The 23,143-nt window shown below is 37.8% G+C and carries 26 protein-coding genes; 7 read left to right on the plus strand and 19 right to left on the minus strand.

The genetic code is table 11. The features are described 5' to 3' along the window. Positions 1-134 precede the first annotated feature (134 nt). The 3 genes from AB3I72_RS10080 to AB3I72_RS10090 form a co-directional block, all read right to left on the minus strand. Positions 135-1,745 (minus strand): CTP synthase, encoded by a 1,611-nt coding sequence (locus AB3I72_RS10080; RefSeq protein WP_002357995.1) that lies wholly within the window; start codon positions 1,743-1,745, stop codon positions 135-137. Between the two features lie 307 nt (positions 1,746-2,052). Further along, positions 2,053-2,670 carry a DNA-directed RNA polymerase subunit delta gene (gene rpoE, locus AB3I72_RS10085; protein ID WP_002357996.1) on the minus strand — a complete coding sequence of 206 codons (618 nt, stop codon included), beginning with the start codon at positions 2,668-2,670 and terminating at the stop codon, positions 2,053-2,055. A gap of 76 nt (positions 2,671-2,746) precedes the next feature. After that, positions 2,747-3,184: a DUF1934 domain-containing protein gene (locus tag AB3I72_RS10090; protein WP_002382132.1), complete on the minus strand. Its 438-nt coding sequence runs from the start codon at positions 3,182-3,184 to the stop codon at positions 2,747-2,749. A 331-nt stretch (positions 3,185-3,515) separates the two neighbouring features. On the opposite strand from AB3I72_RS10090, the gene AB3I72_RS10095 reads away from it, so the two are divergent. From AB3I72_RS10095 to yidA, 3 genes are read left to right on the plus strand one after another with little or no spacing between them, the layout of a single operon-like run. Next, positions 3,516-4,331, plus strand: coding sequence for a lipoate--protein ligase family protein (locus AB3I72_RS10095; protein WP_002390086.1), 816 nt, complete (start codon positions 3,516-3,518; stop codon positions 4,329-4,331). After that, positions 4,328-5,698 carry a dNTPase gene (locus AB3I72_RS10100; protein WP_002357999.1) on the plus strand — a complete coding sequence of 457 codons (1,371 nt, stop codon included), beginning with the start codon at positions 4,328-4,330 and terminating at the stop codon, positions 5,696-5,698. The genes AB3I72_RS10095 and AB3I72_RS10100 overlap by 4 nt, the downstream gene beginning before the upstream one ends. Positions 5,699-5,716: 18 nt before the next feature. Beyond that, positions 5,717-6,529: a sugar-phosphatase gene (gene yidA / locus AB3I72_RS10105; protein WP_002361624.1), complete on the plus strand. Its 813-nt coding sequence runs from the start codon at positions 5,717-5,719 to the stop codon at positions 6,527-6,529. Between the two features lie 63 nt (positions 6,530-6,592). On the opposite strand, the gene AB3I72_RS10110 is transcribed toward yidA, so the two are convergent. Further along, a complete protein-coding gene (locus AB3I72_RS10110) occupies positions 6,593-7,039 on the minus strand; it encodes an NUDIX hydrolase (protein ID WP_368023893.1) in 447 nt (148 codons plus the stop codon). 148 nt (positions 7,040-7,187) lie between these two features. Between AB3I72_RS10110 and AB3I72_RS10115 the strand changes: the two genes are divergently transcribed. Both AB3I72_RS10115 and AB3I72_RS10120 read left to right on the plus strand, forming a co-directional pair. Further along, on the plus strand, positions 7,188-7,562 hold the full coding sequence (locus AB3I72_RS10115) for a VOC family protein (RefSeq protein WP_002358003.1): 375 nt from the start codon (positions 7,188-7,190) through the stop codon (positions 7,560-7,562). A 142-nt stretch (positions 7,563-7,704) separates the two neighbouring features. Further along, positions 7,705-8,427 carry a gamma-glutamyl-gamma-aminobutyrate hydrolase family protein gene (locus AB3I72_RS10120; protein WP_002397795.1) on the plus strand — a complete coding sequence of 241 codons (723 nt, stop codon included), beginning with the start codon at positions 7,705-7,707 and terminating at the stop codon, positions 8,425-8,427. A gap of 50 nt (positions 8,428-8,477) precedes the next feature. Here AB3I72_RS10120 and AB3I72_RS10125 read toward each other — a convergent pair whose 3' ends face one another. After that, positions 8,478-9,350 carry an aldo/keto reductase gene (locus AB3I72_RS10125; RefSeq protein WP_308687231.1) on the minus strand — a complete coding sequence of 291 codons (873 nt, stop codon included), beginning with the start codon at positions 9,348-9,350 and terminating at the stop codon, positions 8,478-8,480. Positions 9,351-9,378: 28 nt separating this feature from the next. Beyond that, positions 9,379-9,741: a hypothetical protein gene (locus tag AB3I72_RS10130; protein ID WP_181035315.1), complete on the minus strand. Its 363-nt coding sequence runs from the start codon at positions 9,739-9,741 to the stop codon at positions 9,379-9,381. A 169-nt stretch (positions 9,742-9,910) separates the two neighbouring features. Between AB3I72_RS10130 and AB3I72_RS10135 the strand changes: the two genes are divergently transcribed. Then, entirely contained in the window at positions 9,911-10,831 is a 921-nt protein-coding gene (locus AB3I72_RS10135; RefSeq protein WP_002382128.1) for a mechanosensitive ion channel family protein, read from the plus strand. Positions 10,832-10,875: 44 nt separating this feature from the next. Here the strand turns inward: AB3I72_RS10135 and AB3I72_RS10140 are convergent, their stop codons facing one another. The 10 genes from AB3I72_RS10140 to ulaG all read right to left on the minus strand — a co-directional run bounded on the left by AB3I72_RS10140 (position 10,876) and on the right by ulaG (position 19,184). Further along, positions 10,876-12,045 (minus strand): N-acetyldiaminopimelate deacetylase, encoded by a 1,170-nt coding sequence (locus AB3I72_RS10140; protein ID WP_002419856.1) that lies wholly within the window; start codon positions 12,043-12,045, stop codon positions 10,876-10,878. Between the two features lie 36 nt (positions 12,046-12,081). Next, positions 12,082-12,783 carry a 2,3,4,5-tetrahydropyridine-2,6-dicarboxylate N-acetyltransferase gene (dapD, locus tag AB3I72_RS10145; protein ID WP_002358012.1) on the minus strand — a complete coding sequence of 234 codons (702 nt, stop codon included), beginning with the start codon at positions 12,781-12,783 and terminating at the stop codon, positions 12,082-12,084. Positions 12,784-12,863: 80 nt separating this feature from the next. Beyond that, the gene (gene cbpB, locus AB3I72_RS10150) at positions 12,864-13,352 is read right to left on the minus strand and encodes a cyclic-di-AMP-binding protein CbpB (RefSeq protein WP_002382126.1); all 489 of its coding nucleotides are present in this window, start codon (positions 13,350-13,352) and stop codon (positions 12,864-12,866) included. A gap of 257 nt (positions 13,353-13,609) precedes the next feature. After that, positions 13,610-14,320 carry an L-ribulose-5-phosphate 4-epimerase gene (locus AB3I72_RS10155; RefSeq protein ID WP_002382125.1) on the minus strand — a complete coding sequence of 237 codons (711 nt, stop codon included), beginning with the start codon at positions 14,318-14,320 and terminating at the stop codon, positions 13,610-13,612. Beyond that, the gene (locus AB3I72_RS10160) at positions 14,310-15,170 is read right to left on the minus strand and encodes an L-ribulose-5-phosphate 3-epimerase (protein ID WP_002382124.1); all 861 of its coding nucleotides are present in this window, start codon (positions 15,168-15,170) and stop codon (positions 14,310-14,312) included. Before AB3I72_RS10160 ends, AB3I72_RS10155 begins: the two co-directional genes overlap by 11 nt. A 4-nt stretch (positions 15,171-15,174) precedes the next feature. Further along, entirely contained in the window at positions 15,175-15,813 is a 639-nt protein-coding gene (locus AB3I72_RS10165; RefSeq protein ID WP_002381985.1) for a 3-keto-L-gulonate-6-phosphate decarboxylase UlaD, read from the minus strand. Positions 15,814-15,826: 13 nt separating this feature from the next. Further along, entirely contained in the window at positions 15,827-16,126 is a 300-nt protein-coding gene (locus AB3I72_RS10170) for a PTS sugar transporter subunit IIB (RefSeq protein WP_002358018.1), read from the minus strand. A 14-nt stretch (positions 16,127-16,140) separates the two neighbouring features. Beyond that, positions 16,141-17,628: a PTS ascorbate transporter subunit IIC gene (locus tag AB3I72_RS10175; RefSeq protein ID WP_086317784.1), complete on the minus strand. Its 1,488-nt coding sequence runs from the start codon at positions 17,626-17,628 to the stop codon at positions 16,141-16,143. A 12-nt stretch (positions 17,629-17,640) separates the two neighbouring features. Further along, entirely contained in the window at positions 17,641-18,099 is a 459-nt protein-coding gene (locus AB3I72_RS10180) for a PTS sugar transporter subunit IIA (RefSeq protein ID WP_002365501.1), read from the minus strand. 17 nt (positions 18,100-18,116) lie between these two features. Next, positions 18,117-19,184, minus strand: a complete 1,068-nt coding sequence (ulaG, locus tag AB3I72_RS10185; protein ID WP_368023894.1) for an L-ascorbate 6-phosphate lactonase — start codon at positions 19,182-19,184, stop codon at positions 18,117-18,119. A gap of 193 nt (positions 19,185-19,377) precedes the next feature. Between ulaG and AB3I72_RS10190 the strand changes: the two genes are divergently transcribed. Then, positions 19,378-20,142: a DeoR/GlpR family DNA-binding transcription regulator gene (locus AB3I72_RS10190; protein WP_368023895.1), complete on the plus strand. Its 765-nt coding sequence runs from the start codon at positions 19,378-19,380 to the stop codon at positions 20,140-20,142. A 93-nt stretch (positions 20,143-20,235) separates the two neighbouring features. On the opposite strand, the gene AB3I72_RS10195 is transcribed toward AB3I72_RS10190, so the two are convergent. Genes AB3I72_RS10195 through racE form a run of 3 tightly spaced genes read right to left on the minus strand, consistent with a single transcriptional unit; the run spans position 20,236 to position 22,936 of the window. Further along, the gene (locus AB3I72_RS10195) at positions 20,236-20,748 is read right to left on the minus strand and encodes a metallophosphoesterase (protein ID WP_002381991.1); all 513 of its coding nucleotides are present in this window, start codon (positions 20,746-20,748) and stop codon (positions 20,236-20,238) included. Positions 20,749-20,760: 12 nt separating this feature from the next. Further along, positions 20,761-22,116 (minus strand): ribonuclease PH, encoded by a 1,356-nt coding sequence (gene rph, locus AB3I72_RS10200; RefSeq protein WP_002369622.1) that lies wholly within the window; start codon positions 22,114-22,116, stop codon positions 20,761-20,763. Further along, positions 22,109-22,936: a glutamate racemase gene (gene racE / locus AB3I72_RS10205; protein WP_002358027.1), complete on the minus strand. Its 828-nt coding sequence runs from the start codon at positions 22,934-22,936 to the stop codon at positions 22,109-22,111. Before racE ends, rph begins: the two co-directional genes overlap by 8 nt. Positions 22,937-23,143 lie beyond the last annotated feature (207 nt).

Raw genomic sequence — 23,143 nt, forward strand, 5'->3', positions numbered from 1 at the left:
GCCAATTTAAATACGCCCCCAAAGTTAGATTTTTTGGTCTAACTTTGGGGGCGCACTACAGGCTCATGATGAGCCCCGTACTTTTTTAGATTAAAAATGGACGAAGTGAACTGAATCACTTCGTCCATTTTTACTTATTTACTTTCTTTATTTGCCAAAGCTGCACCAACGAATCCTTTGATTAAGCGTTGTGGGCGATTTGGACGAGAAATTAATTCTGGGTGGAATTGACAAGCCACAAAGAATTGTTTTTCAGGAATTTCAACAATCTCAACTAAACGATTATCTGGTGAAACTCCAGAGAAGACTAAGCCATTTTCTTCAAATAATTGACGGTATTTGTTGTTAAATTCATAACGATGACGGTGACGTTCTTGGACAACATCTTCATTTCCGTATGCTGCCGCAGTTTTCGTTCCTTTTTTCAATTTACATGGATATAAACCTAAACGTAGTGTACCACCTAAATTCTCGATGTTTTCTTGATCTGCCATTAAATCAATAATGTTATTTGTCACGTCAGGATTAGTTTCTGCAGAACCAGCATCTTCTAAGCCCACAACGTTACGACCAAATTCTACACAGGCCATTTGCATACCTAAGCAAATGCCAAGGAATGGTACGTCATTTTCGCGAGCAAAACGAATCGCTTCAATTTTTCCTTCAATTCCACGATCACCAAAACCACCAGGAACCAAAATACCATCTGCTGAACCAATTCTTTCAGCGACATTTTCAGCAGTTAATTCTTGTGAATCAACCCAATCAATTTCGATATCTGAATCAAAATCAAACCCAGCATGTTTTAATGCTTCTACAACAGAAATATAGGCATCTGGTAATTCAACATATTTACCAACCAGCGCAATTTTTGTTTTCTTTTTCAAGTTAAGAACTTTTTCTTCTAATGCACGCCACTCAGTCATGTCTGCAGCCGGTGCGTCCAATTTTAAATGATCACAAACAATTTGATCCATGTTTTGTGCTTGAAGTGCTAATGGAATGGAATACAATGTTTCAACATCACGAGATTCAATTACCGCTTCTGGATTAACATCACAGAATTGTGCTAATTTGTTTTTAGTGTTTTGAGAAACAGGTAATTCCGTACGAACCACTAAAATATTTGGTTGAATCCCTAAACTTCTTAATTCTTTGACACTATGTTGTGTTGGTTTAGTTTTCATTTCGCCAGCCGCTTTTAAGTAAGGAATCAAGGTTGTATGGATGTACATTACGTTGTCACTACCCATATCAGCTTTCATTTGACGCAATGCTTCTAGGAAAGGTAATGATTCGATGTCGCCGACAGTACCACCTACTTCTGTGATAATCACATCGGCATCCGTCATTTTCGCTGCACGCATGATTTTTTCTTTGATTTCATTGGTAATGTGTGGAATAACTTGCACTGTTGCACCTAAGTATTCCCCTTTACGTTCTTTACGTAAGACTTCTGAATAAATTTTTCCAGTGGTTACGTTTGAGTATTTATTTAAGTTAATATCAATAAAACGTTCATAGTGACCTAAGTCCAAGTCTGTTTCGGCACCATCATCTGTGACAAAAACCTCTCCATGTTGGTAAGGACTCATTGTCCCCGGATCCACATTAATATATGGATCGAATTTTTGAATCGTTACTTTTAATCCACGATTTTTTAATAATCGTCCTAAAGATGCTGCGACAATCCCTTTTCCGATAGAAGAAACCACGCCACCTGTAACAAAGATGTATTTTGTCATAATAGTTAAAAACCCTTTCTTTGATAATATTTTGTAGAGAGAAGTAAAACAACTTTGAAACTCTTACGTTTCTCCAAATAAAAAAGAAACAAAAATAGAAAAGCTCCCTATCCATTACGAATAGGGAGCTTGTAAGTTCGTTCAAACTTCTGACCTTCTTAAAGGTGCCCAAGTAGTATAATACAAGCAAACGGACATCAGGTCAAGTACTTCTATTCAAGAAAATAATTTTTTCTATTTTCTCATTTTTCTTGGACATTCAACTAAAAAGCTTGACTCCTTCTTAGGAATCAAGCTTTTTGGTTTCTTACTCTTCAGAATATTCGTCATCAAAATCGTCTTCATCTTCAACATCATCGTCATCAATGATTGTTAAATCTTCTTCGATTTGTGGAATGTCTTCTTCATCATCGTCTGAATCTGCACCAATCTCTTGTAAGTCAGAGTTGTATGCTTTGATTTCTTCATCTTCATCTTCTTCATCATCGTACAAGATGTCTTCTTCATCATCATTTGTTAATTCAGCATCTTCTGGATCGTCATCGTTATAGTCAATTACATCTTCATCGTTTGGATTAGTGATGAAGGCATTTACTTTTTTACGTTTTCTACGACGTGGTGCATCTTCTTCGTCTTCTTCCAAGCCATGTGTAACTTCTTCATCGATTGAATCGATTGGATACCATGAACGTAAGCCCCAACGATTGTCTCCCAATGAGATAAAGCTACCGTCGATGTTTAAATCTGTATAAAATTGTGCTAATTGGTCACGAATTTCACTATCAGACTTGCCAAGATAATTTTGGATTTGGTTAACTAAATCAGAAAAATCCATTACATCTGCATGTTGTTCTAAAATAGCGTGTGCTACTTCAATCATGGATAATTCTTTTTTGTTTAACCCTTCAAATACATTAATTTCCAAGAGGTACACGTCCTTTCACAGTCTACTCCTTATCATACAAAAACATTGAAAAAAAATCAATTCTATTCTGCAATATTTATGCAGTAAATTCTAATTCTAAATGATATTCTCCGATTCGCTCTGTTTGAGAGTATAAATCATAATCAACTAAAATCTTACCAGACATTGGTTGGTCTTTTAAACTAACACGCAAATTATGGGTAAACGTACTAATCTGCAGCAAGCCATAAGGGGTTCGATAACTTGTATCTAATTTTTCCTGATAGCCAAATCTTAAACGCATCCGTAATTCGCCGGCACGAATCAGCTGAACATGCCCGTCTGGTTCAATTTTAATGGTTACGGGGGTTGGTTCTGTATCCTCTAATAATTCTTCTTTGTAACGAATGTATAATGTATCACCCATTTTTACTAATTGACCTTCTAAGTCAAAGAAAAAATCTTTTTGTTCGTTGCCTTGTTGGACAATCGTTTTTAGTTGAATCGATACAGGAACGCCTGTTGATAAATCCATAATGGTCACTCCTTTTCCAAAATATAACTTTCTTATTGTTGACTTTTTCAATGTATTTGTCAACTAAAGTCAATTTTTCCTTGCTTATGTACCTTTTCTTATTGTATAAGCTCTTTTCACGGGTTGCAAGCATTTGTTTCATCTATTTAATAAGAAAACCGTTTACTATTTTAGAGAATTCCTTCAGAATTCGTTTATATAACATGCTTTTTTGCGTTTTTTGTATATAATATAAGAGAGAGTAAGAAAATAAACGTATTAAATGACGTAATTATAAATAGACAGGACGTTTTTTATGAGCACAACTTTTCCCCTTCACACTGAATCCTTTATGCTCCTTGATTCAGGTTGTTTAACAAACAGTGACTATTTTTTACCTTTTGCTTTGACCGATGTTTTAACTACTTTTTCAGGAATGCAGCACCAACCAATCATTCATTTCTGGCAATTGGATCAAGCAATGATTCTTGGCATGAAAGATACCCGTGTACCACATCTAAAAGAAGGCATCGCTTCTCTGCAAGAAAACGATTATTCTGTAGTCGTTCGCAATGCCGGCGGTTTAGGGGTGATTGCCGATTCGGGTATTTTAAATGTTTCACTTATTTTACCAAATAATTCTGAACACAAATTAAGTATCGATGCGGCTTATGAATTAATGTGGGCTTGGCTCCGTCAGAGTTTTCCGGAGAAAGAGATTGACGCCTTTGAAATTACTACATCCTATTGTCCCGGTACTTATGATTTAAGTATTGGCGGTCAAAAGTTTGCAGGGATTGCCCAACGACGCGTCAAAGACGGTATTGCTGTCATGATTTACATCAGCGTTAACGGCAATCAACTTGCTCGTGGAGAAGTGGTTCGAGACTTTTACCTTGCTGGCTTACAAGAACAATTTGGTGAAAATGGCTATCCACCCGTTGATCCAGCAGTGATGGCAAATTTAGAAACGCTGATTGAGACTCCATTAACAATAGACGCCGTAAAAACCCGTTTAATCGAAGCATTACCTCAACAATTTGAAAAATCTATTGATCCAAACTTAACCGAACCAATTATAACCTCAGAATGGTTCCAAACAAATTTAACTGTCCAGCTGGAAAAAATGGCGCAACGAAACGCCTTAATTAAAGGAGAGATCGTATGACGATTCCGTATAAAGAGCAACGATTACCAATCGAAAAAGTTTTTCGTGATCCCGTCCATAATTATATTCATGTCCAACATCAAGTGATTTTAGACCTTATTAATTCTGCCGAAGTGCAACGATTACGTCGCATTAAGCAACTAGGCACTTCTTCTTTTACGTTTCACGGTGCCGAACATAGTCGTTTTTCCCATTCTTTGGGTGTTTACGAAATTACACGTCGGATTTGTGAGATTTTCCAACGTAACTACTCTGTGGAACGATTAGGTGAAAACGGCTGGAATGACGACGAGCGCCTGATTACGCTTTGCGCAGCTTTATTACATGATGTCGGTCATGGTCCTTATTCACATACATTCGAGCATATTTTTGATACAAACCATGAAGCAATCACGGTCCAAATCATCACCTCACCAGAAACGGAAGTTTATCAAATTTTAAATCGTGTTTCGGCAGATTTTCCTGAAAAAGTCGCCAGCGTTATTACTAAACAATACCCAAATCCTCAAGTGGTGCAAATGATTTCTAGTCAAATTGATGCCGATCGTATGGACTATCTGTTACGTGATGCTTACTTTACAGGGACTGAATACGGAACCTTCGATTTAACTAGAATTTTACGTGTGATTCGACCCTACAAAGGAGGCATTGCCTTTGCTATGAATGGGATGCATGCGGTGGAAGACTATATCGTTAGTCGTTACCAAATGTATGTCCAAGTCTATTTCCACCCTGTTTCTCGTGGGATGGAAGTGATTCTTGATCATTTATTGCATCGGGCGAAAGAATTATTTGAAAACCCTGAATTTGACTATGATTTACAAGCCTCTCTGCTTGTACCATTCTTTAAAGGGGACTTCACCTTACAAGAATATTTAAAATTGGATGATGGCGTCCTCTCTACGTACTTTACACAATGGATGGATGTGCCTGATTCAATTCTAGGTGATTTAGCCAAACGTTTCCTTATGCGTAAGCCTCTGAAGTCAGCCACCTTTACGAACGAAAAAGAGAGCGCAGCAACGATTGCTTATTTAAGGGAATTGATTGAAAAAGTTGGTTTCAACCCTAAATATTATACTGCCATTAATTCAAGCTATGATTTACCTTACGATTTTTATCGTCCAAATAAAGACCGTCATCGTACACAAATTGAATTGATGCAAAAAGATGGTTCATTAGTGGAATTGGCAACGGTCAGTCCCCTAGTTGCAGCACTTGCTGGTCAGAGTCAAGGAGATGAACGTTTCTATTTCCCTAAAGAAATGCTTGACCAAGGAAATAAAAAACATTACGATTTATTTGATGAGACGTATCGTGAGTTTTCAAGTTACATTCATAATGGTGCGTTAGTTTTAAAAAAATAGGTTTTCTAGGAGGATTCTATGTCAATTAAGTTAGTTGCTATTGATATCGACGGAACATTGCTAAATTCACAACACAAGATTACCCCACGGGTCAAAGAAGCGCTCCAAAAAGCAAATGATCAAGGCGTTCGTATTGTTTTATGTACAGGCCGTCCTTTGCCAGGCGTGAAAGAACAATTGGATGAATTAGCCTTATATGGTGAAAATGATTTCGTGATTACCTACAACGGTTCGCTTGTCCAAGCAACCAAAGATAATACGATTATTTCACGCTATACCTTGAGTTATGAGGATTTTTTAGAAATTGAAATGTATTCTCGTAAAGTCGGCGCTCACTTGCATACAATTGATGATTCCGCTATTTACACTGCCAATCGCAATATTGGTAAATATACGATTCACGAAGCATCTTTAGTGAACATGCCTTTGAAATATCGTACGGTGGATGAAATGACACCAGAGATGAACATTATTAAAATGATGATGATTGATGAGCCGGAAGTTTTAGATCCTGCCATTGCAAAATTACCATTACATTTTACTGAAAAATATACGACTGTTAAAAGTACGCCTTTTTACTATGAAATCATGAATAAAAATGCTAGCAAAGGCAATGCTCTAGCAAAATTGGCAGACCATTTAGGCTTAAATAAAGACGAAGTGATGGCCATTGGTGACAATGAAAATGACTTATCCATGATTGATTACGCTGGGATTGGTGTTGCGATGGGCAATGCGACAGAAAATGTTAAAACAATTGCCGATGTGCATACCACTAGTAATGACGAAGATGGTGTCGCTCAAATTATTGAAAAAATGGTTTTAATTTAAACATTCTTTTCAATAACAATAACCCTCAATCTAATCAACATAGATTGAGGGTTATTCGTTATTTTATGATGCTGCCGCTAGCCATTTTTCAACGGCCCAACGGTGGCTTCCTCTTTTTAATAAACGGACTGCTTCTTCTGGTGCAACCCAGTGTAAAGTATTGGTCCTTTCTAAGGGTTCGCTAAGTTGCCGCCAAGTATTCGCTACATAAAAATATCCAGGATTATAATAGGCAGTTTGGCGATGGTTCGAATAAAAATATTCATCAGCTTCCCCTAAATAACAGCCAATTTCTACACTAATTCCTAATTCTTCTAGCACTTCTCGATGGATCGCTTCTTCTTTCGTTTCGGTGCCTTCAATTTCGCCTCCTGGTAAAAAATAAGCTCCATTTGGCGCTTGTACCATAACCATTGTGTTATTTTCTGGCTTTGAAACAATAATGTATGCAGCATATCTTGTTTGATAGGTCAATGTCTCTTCTCTTTTTCCAAACGTTGGCGTTTTCATTGGCGCACCTCTTCTCTTTTCATCTATTTTACCTGAGAAATTCCTTTAGAACAAGTCAGAAACCAAGCGTTTTTCTCTACATTTCACGTTTATCTATGCTACTATTAACGTTGGAAATATAATTAAGTTTGAAAGGGAGTTTTTAACTATGAAAATGGCTCATACATGTGTGCGTGTAAAAGATTTAGAGGCATCATTAGATTTCTATCAAAAAGCCTTCAATTTTGAAGAAAGTCGCCGTCGTGATTTTCCAGAAAATAAATTTACTTTGGTTTATCTAACTTTACCAGGAGACGACTACGAACTAGAACTAACTTATAATTATGATCATGAAGCATACGATTTAGGAAACGGTTATGGTCATATCGCCATCAGTACAGATGATTTAGAAGGATTACACGAAAAACATCAAGCGGCTGGCTTAACTGTCACTGACTTAAAAGGCTTACCTGGAACTGCACCATCTTATTACTTTGTTGTCGACCCAGATGGTTATAAAATCGAAGTCATTCGTGAACGTTAAAAAGTTTCACTTGTTCACTTACTGAGCTTTTTGTGTTTGAGAGCTGTTCGAGACAAAACTTGTCTCGACTTCTTCTCAAACACTTTTTTCAGAAAAAGTGCTACAATAGAATGTATGAATTTATTGAGGATGTGATGTTATTATGACAAAAAAAATTATTGGAATCGCTGGCAATCAACTTTTGCAGGCAGCTGAAGTGTTTCACGGTAACCAAGTGACTTACACCCCACAAGGTTTTGTTAGCGCTGTTCAAGCCGCAGGTGGCGTTCCTCTCGTTTTGCCAATTGGCTCCAAAGAATTAGCCGCTACGTATATACAACAAATTGATAAACTACTTTTAGCAGGCGGTCAAGATGTTGCCCCTGAATTTTACGGACAAGAACCCCATATAAAATTAGAAGAAACGAATCGTGATCGTGACGAGTTTGAGTTAGCCCTAATTGAAGAAGCCTTAAAACAAAACAAACCTATTTTTGCGGTTTGCCGTGGAATGCAATTAGTCAATGTTGCTTTAGGTGGCACATTATATCAAGATTTATCGATGTATCCTCAATGGTCAGTTAAGCACGGACAACAACCCACTCAACCAATCTTTGCGACGCATCGTATTGATGTTGAACCAGACAGTCAATTATCAAACATATATGGTACAACTGGTCAAGTCAACTCGTACCATCACCAAGCACTACATACTTTAGGAAAAGATTTACGCGTTACTGCTTGGTCCTCTGATGGCCTTGCAGAAGCAGTGGAATCAACAAATGAACAGCAGCCTTTATTAGCTGTTCAATGGCATCCTGAACTAATGTACGCACGTGATGCCAAATCCCAAGCACTCTTTAACTACTTTGTTCAAAAATTATAGTAAAAACGGAGGGACGTCTTTCGCCCCTCCGTTTTTGCTTGCTATCATACTTAAAAATCAAAATTATCTGGATCTGCACCAAAACGATGATCCTTATTTAACTGATTAATTGCGATTATTTCTTCTGGCGTTAATTCAAAATCAAAGACAGCAAAATTTTCCTGAATTCTTTTTTCGTGAACAGATTTGGGAATCACGATAATATCATTTTGTAAGTGCCAACGAATAATCACTTGGGCCGCTGATTTACCATATTTTTCACCAATTTTCACTAGTACTGGTTCAGATAATAAATTACCTTGTCCTAGAGGAGACCAAGCCTCCACGGCAATCTTATTTTCGGCTAAATATTTTCGTAGCGGTTCTTGTGTTAACGTAGGATGTAATTCAATTTGATCCACCATTGGCACAACATTTGCTTCTGTTAATAAATCTTCCAAATGATGTTGATGAAAATTGGAAACGCCAATCGCTTTGGCACGACCACTTGCGTAAATTTCTTCTAATGCTTTCCATGATTCTTTATATTTACCAGCAACAGGCCAGTGAATTAAATATAAATCAACATAGTCTAGCCCTAATTTTTCTAAGCTTTTATCAAATGCTTTAATCGCATTTTCATAGCCTTGATCTTCATTCCATAATTTCGTCGTCACGAAAATTTCTTCGCGGGGAATACCCGATTGACGAATGCCTTCGCCCACCCCTGCTTCGTTTTTATAAACGGCTGCCGTATCAATCAAGCGATAACCCGCTTCTAAAGCCCATTTTACTGAATTTGTTGCTTCTGAGCCATCTTCTACACGCCAAACGCCTAAACCTAGGCGTGGCATTTCATTGCCATTTGCTAATTTTTTTGTTTTATCCAAAGTCATGTGTTTCTTCAGTCCCTTCATTTTCATTACTTTTAGTATACTACGCATTCTTCTTTCACGAAACAATCACGACTTGTCAGGTCATTTTCTTTATTTTTAATAAATAACGACGCCAATAAGTCAGCACTCCGATTAGTGCCACAACTACAATTGTCCGACCGCTAACGCTTCCAATCCACAGTTTAACTGCAAGTAACCAGATACAAAAGAGATAAACACAGGACCAATTAAAGGAAACTTTCAATGTACATGATTCCGCAATTTCGATTATCTGACTACTAAAAAAACGACTCCCTAATCGTAAAGCGACTGGATTATGGAAGATGAATGTTCGTCGCTTGTCAGCCGTCAAGCGAGTGGTACATCGTTCATCAATAAAAATTGTTACAGGTAATTTAGAAAGTAAATCATTTTTTGCCCATTCAATTGAAACTTTCACGCAGCACTCACAACCTTTAACAAAATTATAAAATATATTATTTATTTACAAAATTATAACATTCCTAAAAATACATGTTAAGTCTTTAAAAAAACTTTCTATTTTATTCCCCTTTCGCCGAGAGATTTAGTATACTAAAAGAAGAAATTTTAGAGAAAGTTGGATTTTTATGTTGATACTTGGTTTAGCCAGTACTGAAACAGTCGATTCTTCTGCTCCTGATTTAGCAGAAGCGACCGTAAAAAAAGTGAGCGCGCTACAACGCTTTTGGAACAATATTAATTGGGATGCCATTGTCGCTACCTTAATTGAAAAAAGTTTATCAATTTTATTTTTAATTTTTCTATTTTTTATTATTCAGCGAATCGGGAAATATTTAATTGATCGCACCTATGCAAATTATAGTAAAAAGCAACATTTTAGTGAAAGCCGTTTAAAAACGTTACACACTTTAATTATTAATGCATTTCAATATACGCTGTTCTTTTTCTTCATCTATTCTCTTTTGACCATTGTCGGTGTGCCTGTTGGCTCATTATTAGCCGGAGCGGGAATTGCCGGTGTTGCCATTGGTTTAGGGGCTCAAGGATTCATGAATGACTTAATTACCGGATTTTTCATTATTTTAGAACAACAAATGGATGTAGGCGATTATATTCGCTTATTGGCGTTAAATATTGAAGGAACTGTTACTTCTGTCGGATTACGAACCACTCAAATTAAAGCGGTTGATGGAACTGTTCATTTTATTCCAAACCGAAACATCACCACAATCAGTAACCTGTCTCGTGCCAATATGCAAGTATTAATTGATGTCCGCATCAATCCTGAAGAAGGTTATGAAAAAATTTGTGAAGTGATTACAGAAGTCAATGAAACGTTAAAAGAAAAGTATATCGAAAGTATTCAAACTGGGCCAGATATTTTTGGCATGGTCGATTTAGGCAATGGCAACTTTGCGGTGCGAACGACCATGTATGTACTAAACGGCAAACAATTTGCGGTCAAAGAAGAATTTCTAGCTCAATATATCAAAGCATTAACAGAGGCCGGCTTTACGATTCCCAATACGCCTATTATTGCAAAATAAAAAACAGCCACCAGATATTTATTAGTTATCTGGTGGCTGTTTTTCTAATTGTCCAATGATTTTAAAAAGCCACTAACTGCCTCCACTCCAAACAATAACGCCTCTTCGTTCGGTTCAAACTTGGCAGAATGAAGGCTATAGGGACTTGCCACGCCTAACCAAAACATCGTGCCTGGGACTTTAGACAATAGATAGCCAAAATCTTCACCTGTCATTGCAACCGGCGCTTGTTGAAATTGAACTGTTGCTTGTTTGCTCATGTATTCAATAAAATTCGTGGTACATGCGGGCTCATTCACTACAGGTAAATATCCTTTCTGATCAAGATGAACAGTTACTTCACATTGAAAAGATTGCGCAATACCTTCACTAATTTCGCGAATTCTTCGCTGCGTTTGTTCATTAGTTTCTGCTGTCAATGTGCGAATTGTACCAGATAAAGTTGCTTCTTCGGCAATCACATTGCAGGCAGTCCCTGCATGAAAAGTCCCAAAAGTAACGACTGCCCCAACCACAGGATCAACATTTCGACTAACGATCGTTTGTGCTTGCTGAATTAAATTTGTGGCCGCCAAGACCATATCATTTGCTTGATGTGGAAAAGCCGCATGTCCACCTTTTCCTTTTAAGGCAATGTTCACTTCACAAGTGGCAGCAAACAATGTGCCTACTCTGGTACTAATAGTTCCGACTGGCAAATCAGGATTAACATGAAGCGCATAAAATTCATCAGGTAACCACTCACCAAACGCATGATCTTCATACATCAGCATCCCCCCTGCTTCATTTTCTTCAGCAGGTTGAAATAAAAATAAAAAGTTATTGTCTGGTTGCTGTTGACTTAATTCTTTCAAAACCCCTAAACCGATTGTCATGTGAAAATCGTGCCCACAGGCATGCATAAACCCTGGTCGTTTTGATTGAAAAGCAGAAACCACTTCCTCTTGAATAGGCAAACCATCAATATCAGCACGCCAGCCGATGGTTTTCTGAGGATTTTTGCCTTCTATGAAGACTAAAATCCCCGTTTGCCATGTTCGAACTTGCAGATAAGGTTGCTTCATTTTATCAATTTCATTAAGTAAAAAGGCTTGTGTTTCCTTTTCTTCTAAACCGATTTCAGGTATTTGATGTAGTTGCCGTCTAATCGCAATTAATTCTTCTTGCTCCACAAAAGCCACTCCTTCATTTTTGGGGTAATCGAAAGCCGCCATGAAGAAGTTTCTTCATCGCGACTGACTAATTTATTTTTAGAGTTTACGTAATTCTTCTAAAATCTCTGTTTTACTCTTGGTTTTATCATCAATTTGTTTAATTACTTTTGCTGGCACGCCTGCGACAACGGTATGCGCTGGAACATCTTCCACAACTACTGCCCCAGCAGCCACAACGGCACCTTCACCAACACGAACCCCTTCTAGTACGACCGCATTCGCTCCAATAACAACCTCGTTTTCAATAACCACAGGTGCGGCACTTGGTGGTTCAATGACACCAGCTAAAACCGTTCCTGCGCCAATATGACAATGCTTCCCTACAGTTGCACGACCGCCTAAAACAGCGCCCATATCAATCATAGTCCCTGCACCAACGACGGCGCCAATATTTAGAATAGCCCCCATCATAATCACCGCTTGATCGCCAATTTCAACTTTTTCGCGAATCAAAGCACCTGGTTCAATCCGAGCATTAATGTCTTTCAGATCAAGAAAAGGAATTGCTGAGTTACGTGCATCGTTTTCTACAACATAATCCTCAATTTTTTCTTTGTTTGCTTCTAAAAAAGGTTTTACGTCAGCCCAATCGCCAAACAATGTCCCAGTTTTACAATTATTAAAGACCTTAATTGTTTCCGGAAAAGTGACTTCTTTTAATTGCCCTTTCAGTGTTACTTTAACAGGCGTTTGCTTTTTGGCATCGCCAATATACTGAATAATCTCATATGCGTCCAATCACAGCACTCCTTTACTTCGTGTTATCATACAGAATAACGCATTTATGAGAAAAAAGTAAAGAGTTTCTTGCGTTTTATTTAAATTACTTTCATTTCTTCTTCTGATTTAGGCAGAACAAGATGATGTTTTTCTAACTCATGTGCCATATGGTTGACCGCTTTTAAAATTTCTTTGCGTGTAATGATGCCCTTAAAGCGTTGATTATCATCAACCACTGGTAAAAAAGAAGCATCTACTAATAAATGTAACACTTCTTCTAAATCCCACGATTCACCAATTACAGGAACATTGACTTCCATTACATCGGCCACAGTAAATTCATTCAATTTTTCAAAATCCACTGAAGTCAAATCAAACATTTTATCTACAACGTCTGTCAAGCCGATTAAGCCAACAAAGCGATCTCCCTTATCTAACACAGGAATCTTGGAATAGCGAACTTTCGATAAGACTAATGCCGCGTGACTTAAAGGATTTAAACACATTACATTGGCGACATTTTCGGCAGGTACTAAAAACGTTTCTTGTTTTTCTAATAATAATTCTTTTACAGCAGTCCCTATCATGATTGGGTTGCCTCCATTTCTAATTCTTTAACACGTAACTTATTGTACCTAATTCTGCGAAAAAAGTCTTGGAATTCGCAAATTCTTCATAACTTAACAAACGAAAATTAACGTTTTGTTCTATTCTCCCCCAAAATAAGAGAACGCTTTCTTAAAAAAATAAAAACTTAGTTGTCCCATCACAGACAACTAAGTTTTTATAAAGGACCAATTAATCAGTCAATTATAGTTCTTGTTCACACGATTCATCACAGCCATCACTGACCATAATAAGCGGAAATCCCATGTTTTCTAAGATAATGTTTATCCAATAAAAAATGATCAATTGGTTCAACATCTGGGTTAATTGTTTCCGTCAAACGTGCCATTGAACAGATTTCATCTAAAATCAAACTGTTTTCAACTGCTTTTTCCGGAGTCATTCCCCAAGTAAATGGGCCATGTCCATAAACTAACACTCCTGGAACTGCTAAAGGATCTAGTTCTTGTTCATGAAATGTTTCAACAATGACTTTGCCAGTCTCTTCTTCATAGTTTTCTTTAATTTCACTTTCAGAGAGCGCTCTTGTGCAAGGTACAGCGCCATAAAAAGTATCCGCATGGGTGGTACCGTAAGGAGGTAAGGCTCGCCCTGCTTGAGCCCACGTAACACTATTCAGGGAGTGCGTGTGCGCAATCGCTCCAATTTCTGGCATTTTTTGATAAAGATAAAGATGCGTGGGTAAATCAGAAGACGGCTTTAAAGCATTGGTTTCCAATAGTTGTCCGTTTAAATCAGTCACTACCATCTGTTCCTTGGTCATTTCTTGATACTTGACGCCGCTTGGTTTAATTACGATAATCCCTAATGACCGATTGATTTCACTAACATTGCCCCACGTTAATTTGACTAAGCCCAGTTTTGGCAAAGCCAGATTCGCTTCATAAACACGTTGTTTCATTGCTTGGATGATCGCTTTATTGTTCATAATAACCCACCTCTGCTAATTTAGGATAGAGATACTGCTGCGCGGCTTGAATTTTTTCTTGAAAATTCAAATCCGTTTCATTCCACATTTCAATTAAAAAAGGACCACTATAGTTTAACCGCTTGAGTGTTTTCAATAAGCCTGTAAAATCAACACAGCCTTCTCCAAAAGTAACTTCCCGAAACTTGCCTTCAAATGTGTCTGTTACAGCGAAGGTATCTTTTAAGTGAATAGCAGCGATTTCAGCAATTCCCTTTTCAAGCTCAACCGCCGGATTATTTTCCGGCCAAGCAGACAAATTACCTAAATCAGGATAAACATGCAAAAAAGGAGACGGAATTTGTTCCTTAATTTCTAGAAATTTTTGTATGCTATTCATAAAAGGGTCATCCATAATCTCAACAGCCAGAATGACACCGTATTGTGCAGCTTCCTCAACGCCCTTTTTCAGACCTTGAAGAAAAAATTCCCTTGTTTCGGCAGTTTTTTCTTCGTAAAAGACGTCATAGCCAGCTATTTGAATCACCCGTATGTTTAATTGATGAGCCAAACGAATCGCTTGAGATAAAATTTCCCGTCCTTTTTCACGTGTTTCTTTATTTAAAGAGCCTAAAGGAAACCGCCGATGACCACTTAAGCACAAAGAATGGATAAAAAAATCTTCTTTCACCATTAATTGAGAAAGTTCTTGTAACTGGCTTGGTGTCCAAGCCAATCGTGCTAAACGTTCATCGGATTCATCAATTGACATTTCTAAAAAATCAAACCCTAACTTTTTGGCCCATGTTAATCGTTCTGCCCAAGTTAAATTTTGCGGGAGTGCTTTTTCATACAGTCCAATTCGTGCCATTTTATCACTTCCAAATCTGATCGATTTTTTTTTGAAAATCTTTGGCTGCTTGTTCAGGATTTTTTGATTCAGTAATCCCACGGCCCGCAATAAATGTTGCAACTGCCATTGTTTGAAACAATTCAAGCGTTTCGACAGTTAAACCACCTGTGACGGACACTTCAAAGCCTAAGTCAATTAGTTCTTGAACTTTATTCAAATCTTTCTCTCCCCAACTGCCGCCAGCTAAAAGAGCATCTCTACTTTGATGATAAATCACCTGATTAATCCCTAATTCTCGCCATTGTCGAGCTTGTTGCATTGTCCAATTTCCATATAGTTCTACTTGTAATTCTCGGACTTCTTTTTGAGCTGCAGCCATCGTTGGCAAGGTGGCGCAACAAATGACCGTCATGAAATCAGCGCCTGCTTGTGCGACATTACGAGCAACTGTACCGCCCGCATCAGCACATTTTGTATCAGCAACAATCGTTTTATTAGGAAACATGCGTTTTAAACAACGAATTGCTTTTTGGCCTTCTTGTAAACACAAAATAGTGCCAACTTCGATAATATCGACAATTTCTCCGACTTTCATACAATCTGCTAAAGCGTCTTCTAAGCTATTATGATCTAAAGCGATTTGTAAGTTTGGTCTTTTCATCTTTCCCATCCTTTTATTCAGATTTTTGATAACGATCTGAAGCCATATATTTTTCTTGAATTTCTTTTGCAGACATTACATTTTTAATGCCAATCACTGTGACTCCACGTTTTTCTGCTTGCTGAAACATTTGTAAAAAATTGACTGGAGTAAAAACAACGTCGTATTGGCTAGCAGAGCTTTTTCCTTCTGAAATGGCGCAATGATGAATTTTTGTAATCGGTACACCTAATTCTTTCATTGCTTTTTCAACACTCCGCATCATCATTAGACTCGTGCCAGAACCATTGGCACAGGAAACAAGTATTCTCATTTCAAATTCCTCCTTTAATTCTCTTGAAATTTTTTAGCATATTGTTCATAATCATTGACAATCATAAAGTAACCTTCTGGATTTTTCCGATACTGAAGTTGCGGAATTATTAGTAACCCAATCACCACCACTGCTACGCCAACATAGCCTAGAACTTTCATAATAATTGTAAATAACGGCCAAGCTGTCGCCCAATCGAACATGCCCAAATAACCGCCATATTGAGATAATCCAATCCATGTAGCAAATAAAGCTGAGCCACCTACTTGGATTAAACCTGAAAGGAAGGGGAATAAACAAGCAGCTTTTACTCCGCCACGATTATTTGCATAAACAGCTATGACAGCGTTATCAAAAAACAATGGGATAAAACCCGCAATAACGATTGTCGGAGACTTTAATAGAATCAGTAAGCCAATCATTAAAAACTGGCCTAATGCGCCAAAGAGAAACCCAATTGTTACTGCATTGGGCGAGCCAAACCCGAAAGTCGCTGCTACGTCAATCCCAGGAACAGCACCTGGTAAAATGGTATTTGAAATCCCTTGGAATGACTGCGTCAACTCGTCGACAAAGGTTCTAACGCCCAATTGTAAGATAGCTAAATAGACAGCAAAATTTAATGAAGTGGTCATGATATAAAAGAAGAAACTCTGCCCTTCTTGCATAAATTTAGCTTGAATTAAATAATCTTGTCCCAAAACAAGCAAGATAATGCCAAAGAAAAAGAGCATCAAAATGGACGTAGCAACCATATTTTCATTAAAAATGGATAGAAATCCTGGTAATTCGATATCTTCCAATTTTTTATCGGCCTTCTCTGAACGATGTTTCTTTTGATCACGTTTTTTCAACCATTCTGCTAATTTTGCAAAAATAAATATGCCAAACATTTGTTGATGGGCTACCGCAAAACCAGCACCTTCTGTTAATTCCTGCGTAATCCCTACCGTTAAATTTGAAGCAACTGCCCAATAACACCCAAGAATTAAGCCCATAAAAATTAGTACTTCGATCCTACCTAAGTTAGGAAAACAAAAGAGTAAAATCCAGAAAGCGGTAGCTGCTTGTTGAATCTGAACATTCCCTGTTGTAAAAACGGCTCTCAATTTTGTATATTTTTGAAAACGAACCAACAAAATATTCATAATAAATGCGATCAATAACAAAATCATCACATCACCAAAGGTTCGTCCAAAGGTTTTCATCAATCCTGCATCGACTGCATTTTGCCCGAAATATGGATCGGTAACCATCGCCTGTAAATTAAATCGCTCTTTCAAGCCTACTAGAATAGGGCGAAAATTATTAACCAAACCACCAGAACCAACACTCAAAATAAAATAACCAACTGTTGCTTTCAGAAAACCTGCTAAGCATTCATAAAAGGGCCTCCGTAACAAGAGATAACCTAATAACACGATGAAACCAATCAAATATGCTGGCTGTGTTAAAACGTTCGTAGCAAAATAAGTCCAACTATTTAACAAGAACTCCCCCATTGATTTTTCCCCCTATAATTGATATTTCTCCATAACTTCTTTAAAATCCATTGGCGTGTTTGTTTCTAACAAGTCAGCAATCACGCCATCCGTCATCAATAAATCCATCAATTGCTGGATATTTTCCAGATGTTCGGCGGGATTTTGGGCTGCCAATGTAAAAAATAATGTTGCTGTTTTTGCTTCTTGATCGCCAGCAAAAGTGACTGCTTGCTTAAATTTTGTAAAAGAAATGGCCGTTCCAAAAACGCCTGCGCTTTCCTCTGATGAATGTGGCATGGCTACTTCAGGAGCAATGATGATATAAGGTCCAAACGTTTCGACACACTGGATAATCTCATCGACGTAACTCTGATCGATGATGTGTTTTTGGAGTAAAATCAAACAACTTTCCTGAATCGCCTCTTGCCAACTAACCGGTTCTTTATCAGAGTAATGAATAAGCTCTTGCTCCCAAAAATAAGTTAACATTGTACATCCAGCCTTTCTTACAAGAATGAAGGAAATGGTGTATCATTTTCTTTAACAAAAACATCATCAAAGCCACGATCAAAGTTAAATTCTAAGTTGTCTTTGTCATCTGGATAAACAAATTTGCCACCCACTTGCCAAATATATGGTTTAAATTGATAATGTAAACGATCTTTTTTAAATTTCCAAATTTCCATGATTTCTTTTGGATCAGCCATAAAATTAGACCAAATATCATAATGAACAGGAATGACTACTTTCACATTTAAAGATTCTGCCATTCTCAACATATCAACAGAAGTAATTTTATCCGTGATACCGCGAGGATTTTCGCCATATGCTCCTAAGCAAACATCAATTGCATATTGATTACCATGTTTCGCAAACAAGTTAGAATAATGAGAGTCTCCGGCGTGATATACCGTACCACCTGAGGTTTCAAATAGATAATTGACAGCTAGTTCATTCATGTCCTGAGGCATTTTACCTTTAAATGTATTTTCAGGATCATCAGAAGTAATTAGCGCGGTTCGATCAAAAGCTTCCAAGGCCACTACATTCACATCATTCACTTTTATTTCTTGACCAGGCTCTATAACCCGTGTTTTTTCTGCCGGAACACCCCAACGCTGCCATGTTTTCACTACTTCTTTTGGACCAATAAATAGAGCCTTAGGACAATTTTGCTGAACAGCAGCAGCTGTGTGAATATCCAAATGGTCTGAATGAATATGTGTGACAACTAAAGCATCTACCTCTTTTATTTCAAAAGGATCAATCACAAAAGGTTGTGTTCTTAAATTAGGTTGCATTTTTTGGCAACCACTCATGCGCATCATTTGATGGCCATTTTTCATTAAGCCGTTCCCGTGCGTTTGTTTTCCTGTTCCACACCATAAATCACATAAAATATTCGTGTTCTCATGCGTTTTCAGCCAAATGCCTGTACAACCAAGCCACCAGAGGGCAACCGTTCCTTGAAGCACAGTTGTCTGATTAATTTCTTCGTTTAAATAAGTGCCCCATTCTGGAAATGTCGCCTTCAACCAACTTTCTTTTGTAATTTCATGAATCGATTTGCTCATGCTACCACTCCTCTTCTCAAATGATTGTGTTATGCTTTATAAGAAAATCATAGCCGCAAAAAATCACAATGAAAACCCTTTTATATGATTGTTTGCACTTTTAATGATTCTTTTACGTGTTTTGTTTTCCTATGAGTTATACTATTTCATGGGGGACCGTGTCCAAAAAAATAACTAAAGGAGGTTGTATTACTTGAAAAGTTCATTAGAAACCATTGAAAAAAGGCAACAAAACATTCTCGCGCTGCTGCAAAAAAACAAACAAATGACTACCTATAAATTAGCAGATGCTTTAAATGTTTCCTTAAGCACAATTCGTCGTGATTTAAATGTCTTAGAAACTAAGAATGACATCATTCGAAAATATGGGTATTGTATTTACAACGACCAAAATCAGAAAGACTTTGATCAATCAGGACCGGAGTTATTAAAACAAGCCATTGCTCGTGTTGCTTGTAGCTATCTAAGTGATTATGATACCGTTTTCATTAATTCAAGTTCCAGTGCTTTGAATATTCTCCATTATTTAAAAGCCGACCATCTGACCATCGTAACGAATAATTTAAAAATTGCCACCAAGCCTCATGTTTCTCAATACAATTATATTTTGACCGGAGGCGAATTACGTTTTCCCAAAGAAGTTCTGGTAGGAGATATTGCCATTAACACAATCACCGCAACGCATGCCGATGTTTGCGTAATTGGCTGTAGCGGGGTCAGTTTAGAACATGGCGTCACTACAAAAATTTTCAATGAAGCAAAAATTAATGAGCTTATGATAAAACAAACAACAAAAGTAAAAATTCTGGTCGCGGACCATCGAAAAATCGGCTTGACTTCTAAATTTAAAATTGCTGATATTACCGCTTTTGATTGTTTGATTACAGACAAACATTGCTCATCAACTTTAATTACAGAACTTCGTAAGACCGGCTTAAAGGTTATCCAAGTCGACTAAAAAAAGAGCGTAGGACAAAAATCCAAAAGAGATTTTTGTCCTACGCTCAAAATTTGATAAATAAAAAAGGAGCACTTATTTCTTAACATTCACTTACTTCGTAAACGTTGCCTTTAATCGTTCCAACGGTTGGTGCTCTTTGTTATAGTACTGAACGAGATATTGTTCAGGTGTACTTTCAATTATGGCATATGTTTTCTCTTGAACTGGTCCACGAGGTAAACGAATACTTCCCGGATTAACAAAGAGAATGTTATTGTGTCGCTCTGCACCGAGTACATGAGTGTGACCAAATAAGGCAATTGTCGCTCCTGCTTCTTCCGCTTGTAAAGCAAGTGTCGTGAGCCCCATTCTAACATTGGCCAAATGACCATGTGTCATATAAATAACTTGATCCCCCACTTTTTTAGTCACAGTTTTGGGAAATTCATCATAAAAATCACAATTTCCTTGAACTACAATTAATTTCTGCCAAAGCTCATCTGTCGGTTCTAATTCAGAATCACCACAGTGAAAGAGTGCATCGACTTGTCCTTCATAATGATTCACTAAGTCAACTAAACAGTCACGGTCGCCATGATTATCGCTTACTACCAAGATTTTCATACGTTTCAACTCCTATTTTTTTAGCCATTCTTCCCATTGTTCTTTTAATTTTGCCACTGCTTGTCCACGATGACTAACTTTATTTTTCTCTTCTCCAGACAATTCAGCTGCCGTCTTACCAAGCTCTGGGACATAGAAAAGTGAATCGTACCCAAAGCCTCCTTCACCACGAGGAATCGTGCCGACTTCTCCGGGCCATTCAGCTTCGACCACCAGACTTTCTTTCTTTGGTTCAGCAAAAACCAATGTACAATGGAAACGCGCTTGTCTTTTTTCTTTTGGCACGCCCGTTAACTCATGCAATAGTTTCGCATTATTTGAAGCATCGTTAGTTGGTTCACCAGCAAAACGAGCAGAATAGATTCCTGGCATTCCCCCTAACGCATCAACAATTAATCCTGAATCATCTGCTAATACTGGTTTCTGTAAAATTTCTGCAATTGTTTCAGCTTTTAGACGAGCATTTTCTTCAAATGTTCGACCAGTTTCTTCTACATCTGGCAAATTCGGATAATCTAATAACGTCTTAACCGTATATCCTTTTTCACCAAAAATTGAACTAAACTCTTTCGCTTTACCAGGATTTCTAGTTGCAATGACAATCACTTTCTCTTCTGAATCTTGCGAAGGGACTTCTTCAGAGGCTAAAGCATAAAGCGCTTCTTTCTGATACGCAATTAATTCCTCAATCCCTGTTTTTCCATAAAAGAGCATGGCATTTAACTCATCTCCTGAGAAGGTAGCTTCTTCACCCGTTCCTTGAATTTCCACAAATTCACCAGACTCGGTCATCACGATGTTCATATCCACTGCAGCATTCGAGTCCTCTGCGTAATCTAAGTCCAGCACACAATAACCATCGGGTAAAATACCCACGCTGACAGCAGCTAAATGCTCTTTAATTGGGTCTTCCGCTAGCGCACCAGTCATCAATAAATGATTGACTGCTAAGCGTAGAGCAACAAAAGCGCCTGTAATACTAGCAGTACGGGTTCCACCATCTGCTTGAATCACATCACAATCGACAACAATGCTCCGTTCCCCTAACTTTTCTAAGTCAACAACAGCTCGCAATGACCGCCCAATCAAACGTTGAATCTCCATTGTTCGCCCTGTTAATTTTCCTTTCGCACTTTCCCGAATATTTCTTGTGTTCGTCGCGCGAGGGAGCATGCTATATTCAGCTGCTACCCAACCTGTTCCCCCGCCTCGTAAAAATGGGGGAACCTTTTCTTCGACAGTGGCTGAGCAAATTACTTTGGTATCACCAAACGAAATAACCACCGAACCTTCTGGATGTTTAAAAACATTGGTTTCAATAGTGATCTTTCGCAATTCTTTTGGTGCACGACTATCATGTCTAATCATTTTCGTTTCCTCCTAAGTGAATCTGTTGTGCTTTTAAGTTCTCTATACCAAGCCAACTGCTTGCAATCTCTTCAAACATTTTTGCAGAACCAGTTGTATAAAATTCATGGGGCTGTGTAGGCGCTTCAGGCGTATGGGCAATGTCAAAATAATCGAGAAGCATGCTAACTTCGCCAACTGTTTCGGCTCCTGAGTCAATTAATGTCACATGACTCCCCATCACATTTTGAATCACCGGACGTAACAACGGGTAATGGGTACAACCTAAAATCAACGTATCAAGTCCTTTTAATTGTAGTGCTTGAAGTGTTTCTGCCACAATTTTTTTTGCTACGGAAGAACGATATTGATTACTTTCAACAATGGGGACAAATTTAGGGCAAGCTAAACTAGTCACCTCAATTGCTGGCGCCTTACTTTTAATGGCGATTTCATAGGAAGCACTTTTGATTGTCCCTAACGTACCTATGACACCAATTTTGTTATTTTTTGTGACTTTAACGGCTGCTCGTGCGCCAGGTAAAATAACACCGACAACTGGAATTGGCAAGGCAGCTTTAATTTCTTCTAATGCGACAGCCGTCGCGGTATTACATGCGATTACTAGCATTTTTATTCGTTTTTTCAATAAAAAATCGGCCATTTCCCAAGTAAACTGAACGACTTGTTCGGCTGGTCGTGGACCATATGGGCAACGGGCTGTATCTCCTAAATAAATTAATCGTTCATTTGGTAATTGCTTTAGCGCTTCCTTTAAAACAGTTAATCCACCAACGCCAGAATCAATTAATCCAATGGCTTCTTGATTGCTCATTCTCATCCTACCTTTGCCTTTTATTCACTGCCTTTATTTTCTACTTTTTAAGGACTATTGTCAATTTTTCCTGTTTTGCTCTCATTTATTTCTTTTTTTGAAGGAAATCTTTTTCGATTAAAAAACTAGTAATTCATTTTTTTGTATGTTATAATTCCTAACATTGAGAATACAATTAGAAATACATTTGGTTAATTTAATTTAAATAACACG

It is taken from the genome of Enterococcus sp. GC34, from assembly GCF_040886645.1.
GTDB classification, from domain to species: domain Bacteria; phylum Bacillota; class Bacilli; order Lactobacillales; family Enterococcaceae; genus Enterococcus; species Enterococcus faecalis.

Excerpts from the sequence above, each read along its gene's own strand:
- AB3I72_RS10080 (WP_002357995.1), bottom strand. The coding sequence starts at position 1,745 with ATGACAAAATACATCTTTGTTACAGGTGGCGTGGTTTCTTCTATCGGA.
- AB3I72_RS10090 (WP_002382132.1), bottom strand. The coding sequence starts at position 3,184 with ATGGATTTATCAACAGGCGTTCCTGTATCGATTCAACTAAAAACGATT.
- AB3I72_RS10095 (WP_002390086.1), top strand. The coding sequence starts at position 3,516 with ATGCTCCTTGATTCAGGTTGTTTAACAAACAGTGACTATTTTTTACCT.
- AB3I72_RS10100 (WP_002357999.1), top strand. The coding sequence starts at position 4,328 with ATGACGATTCCGTATAAAGAGCAACGATTACCAATCGAAAAAGTTTTT.
- yidA (WP_002361624.1), top strand. The coding sequence starts at position 5,717 with ATGTCAATTAAGTTAGTTGCTATTGATATCGACGGAACATTGCTAAAT.
- AB3I72_RS10110 (WP_368023893.1), bottom strand. The coding sequence starts at position 7,039 with ATGAAAACGCCAACGTTTGGAAAAAGAGAAGAGACATTGACCTATCAA.
- AB3I72_RS10115 (WP_002358003.1), top strand. The coding sequence starts at position 7,188 with ATGAAAATGGCTCATACATGTGTGCGTGTAAAAGATTTAGAGGCATCA.
- AB3I72_RS10120 (WP_002397795.1), top strand. The coding sequence starts at position 7,705 with ATGACAAAAAAAATTATTGGAATCGCTGGCAATCAACTTTTGCAGGCA.
- AB3I72_RS10125 (WP_308687231.1), bottom strand. The coding sequence starts at position 9,350 with ATGCGTAGTATACTAAAAGTAATGAAAATGAAGGGACTGAAGAAACAC.
- AB3I72_RS10135 (WP_002382128.1), top strand. The coding sequence starts at position 9,911 with ATGTTGATACTTGGTTTAGCCAGTACTGAAACAGTCGATTCTTCTGCT.
- AB3I72_RS10140 (WP_002419856.1), bottom strand. The coding sequence starts at position 12,045 with ATGGCGGCTTTCGATTACCCCAAAAATGAAGGAGTGGCTTTTGTGGAG.
- cbpB (WP_002382126.1), bottom strand. The coding sequence starts at position 13,352 with ATGATAGGGACTGCTGTAAAAGAATTATTATTAGAAAAACAAGAAACG.
- AB3I72_RS10155 (WP_002382125.1), bottom strand. The coding sequence starts at position 14,320 with ATGAACAATAAAGCGATCATCCAAGCAATGAAACAACGTGTTTATGAA.
- AB3I72_RS10160 (WP_002382124.1), bottom strand. The coding sequence starts at position 15,170 with ATGGCACGAATTGGACTGTATGAAAAAGCACTCCCGCAAAATTTAACT.
- AB3I72_RS10165 (WP_002381985.1), bottom strand. The coding sequence starts at position 15,813 with ATGAAAAGACCAAACTTACAAATCGCTTTAGATCATAATAGCTTAGAA.
- AB3I72_RS10170 (WP_002358018.1), bottom strand. The coding sequence starts at position 16,126 with ATGAGAATACTTGTTTCCTGTGCCAATGGTTCTGGCACGAGTCTAATG.
- AB3I72_RS10175 (WP_086317784.1), bottom strand. The coding sequence starts at position 17,628 with ATGGGGGAGTTCTTGTTAAATAGTTGGACTTATTTTGCTACGAACGTT.
- AB3I72_RS10180 (WP_002365501.1), bottom strand. The coding sequence starts at position 18,099 with ATGTTAACTTATTTTTGGGAGCAAGAGCTTATTCATTACTCTGATAAA.
- ulaG (WP_368023894.1), bottom strand. The coding sequence starts at position 19,184 with ATGAGCAAATCGATTCATGAAATTACAAAAGAAAGTTGGTTGAAGGCG.
- AB3I72_RS10195 (WP_002381991.1), bottom strand. The coding sequence starts at position 20,748 with ATGAAAATCTTGGTAGTAAGCGATAATCATGGCGACCGTGACTGTTTA.
- rph (WP_002369622.1), bottom strand. The coding sequence starts at position 22,116 with ATGATTAGACATGATAGTCGTGCACCAAAAGAATTGCGAAAGATCACT.
- racE (WP_002358027.1), bottom strand. The coding sequence starts at position 22,936 with ATGAGAATGAGCAATCAAGAAGCCATTGGATTAATTGATTCTGGCGTT.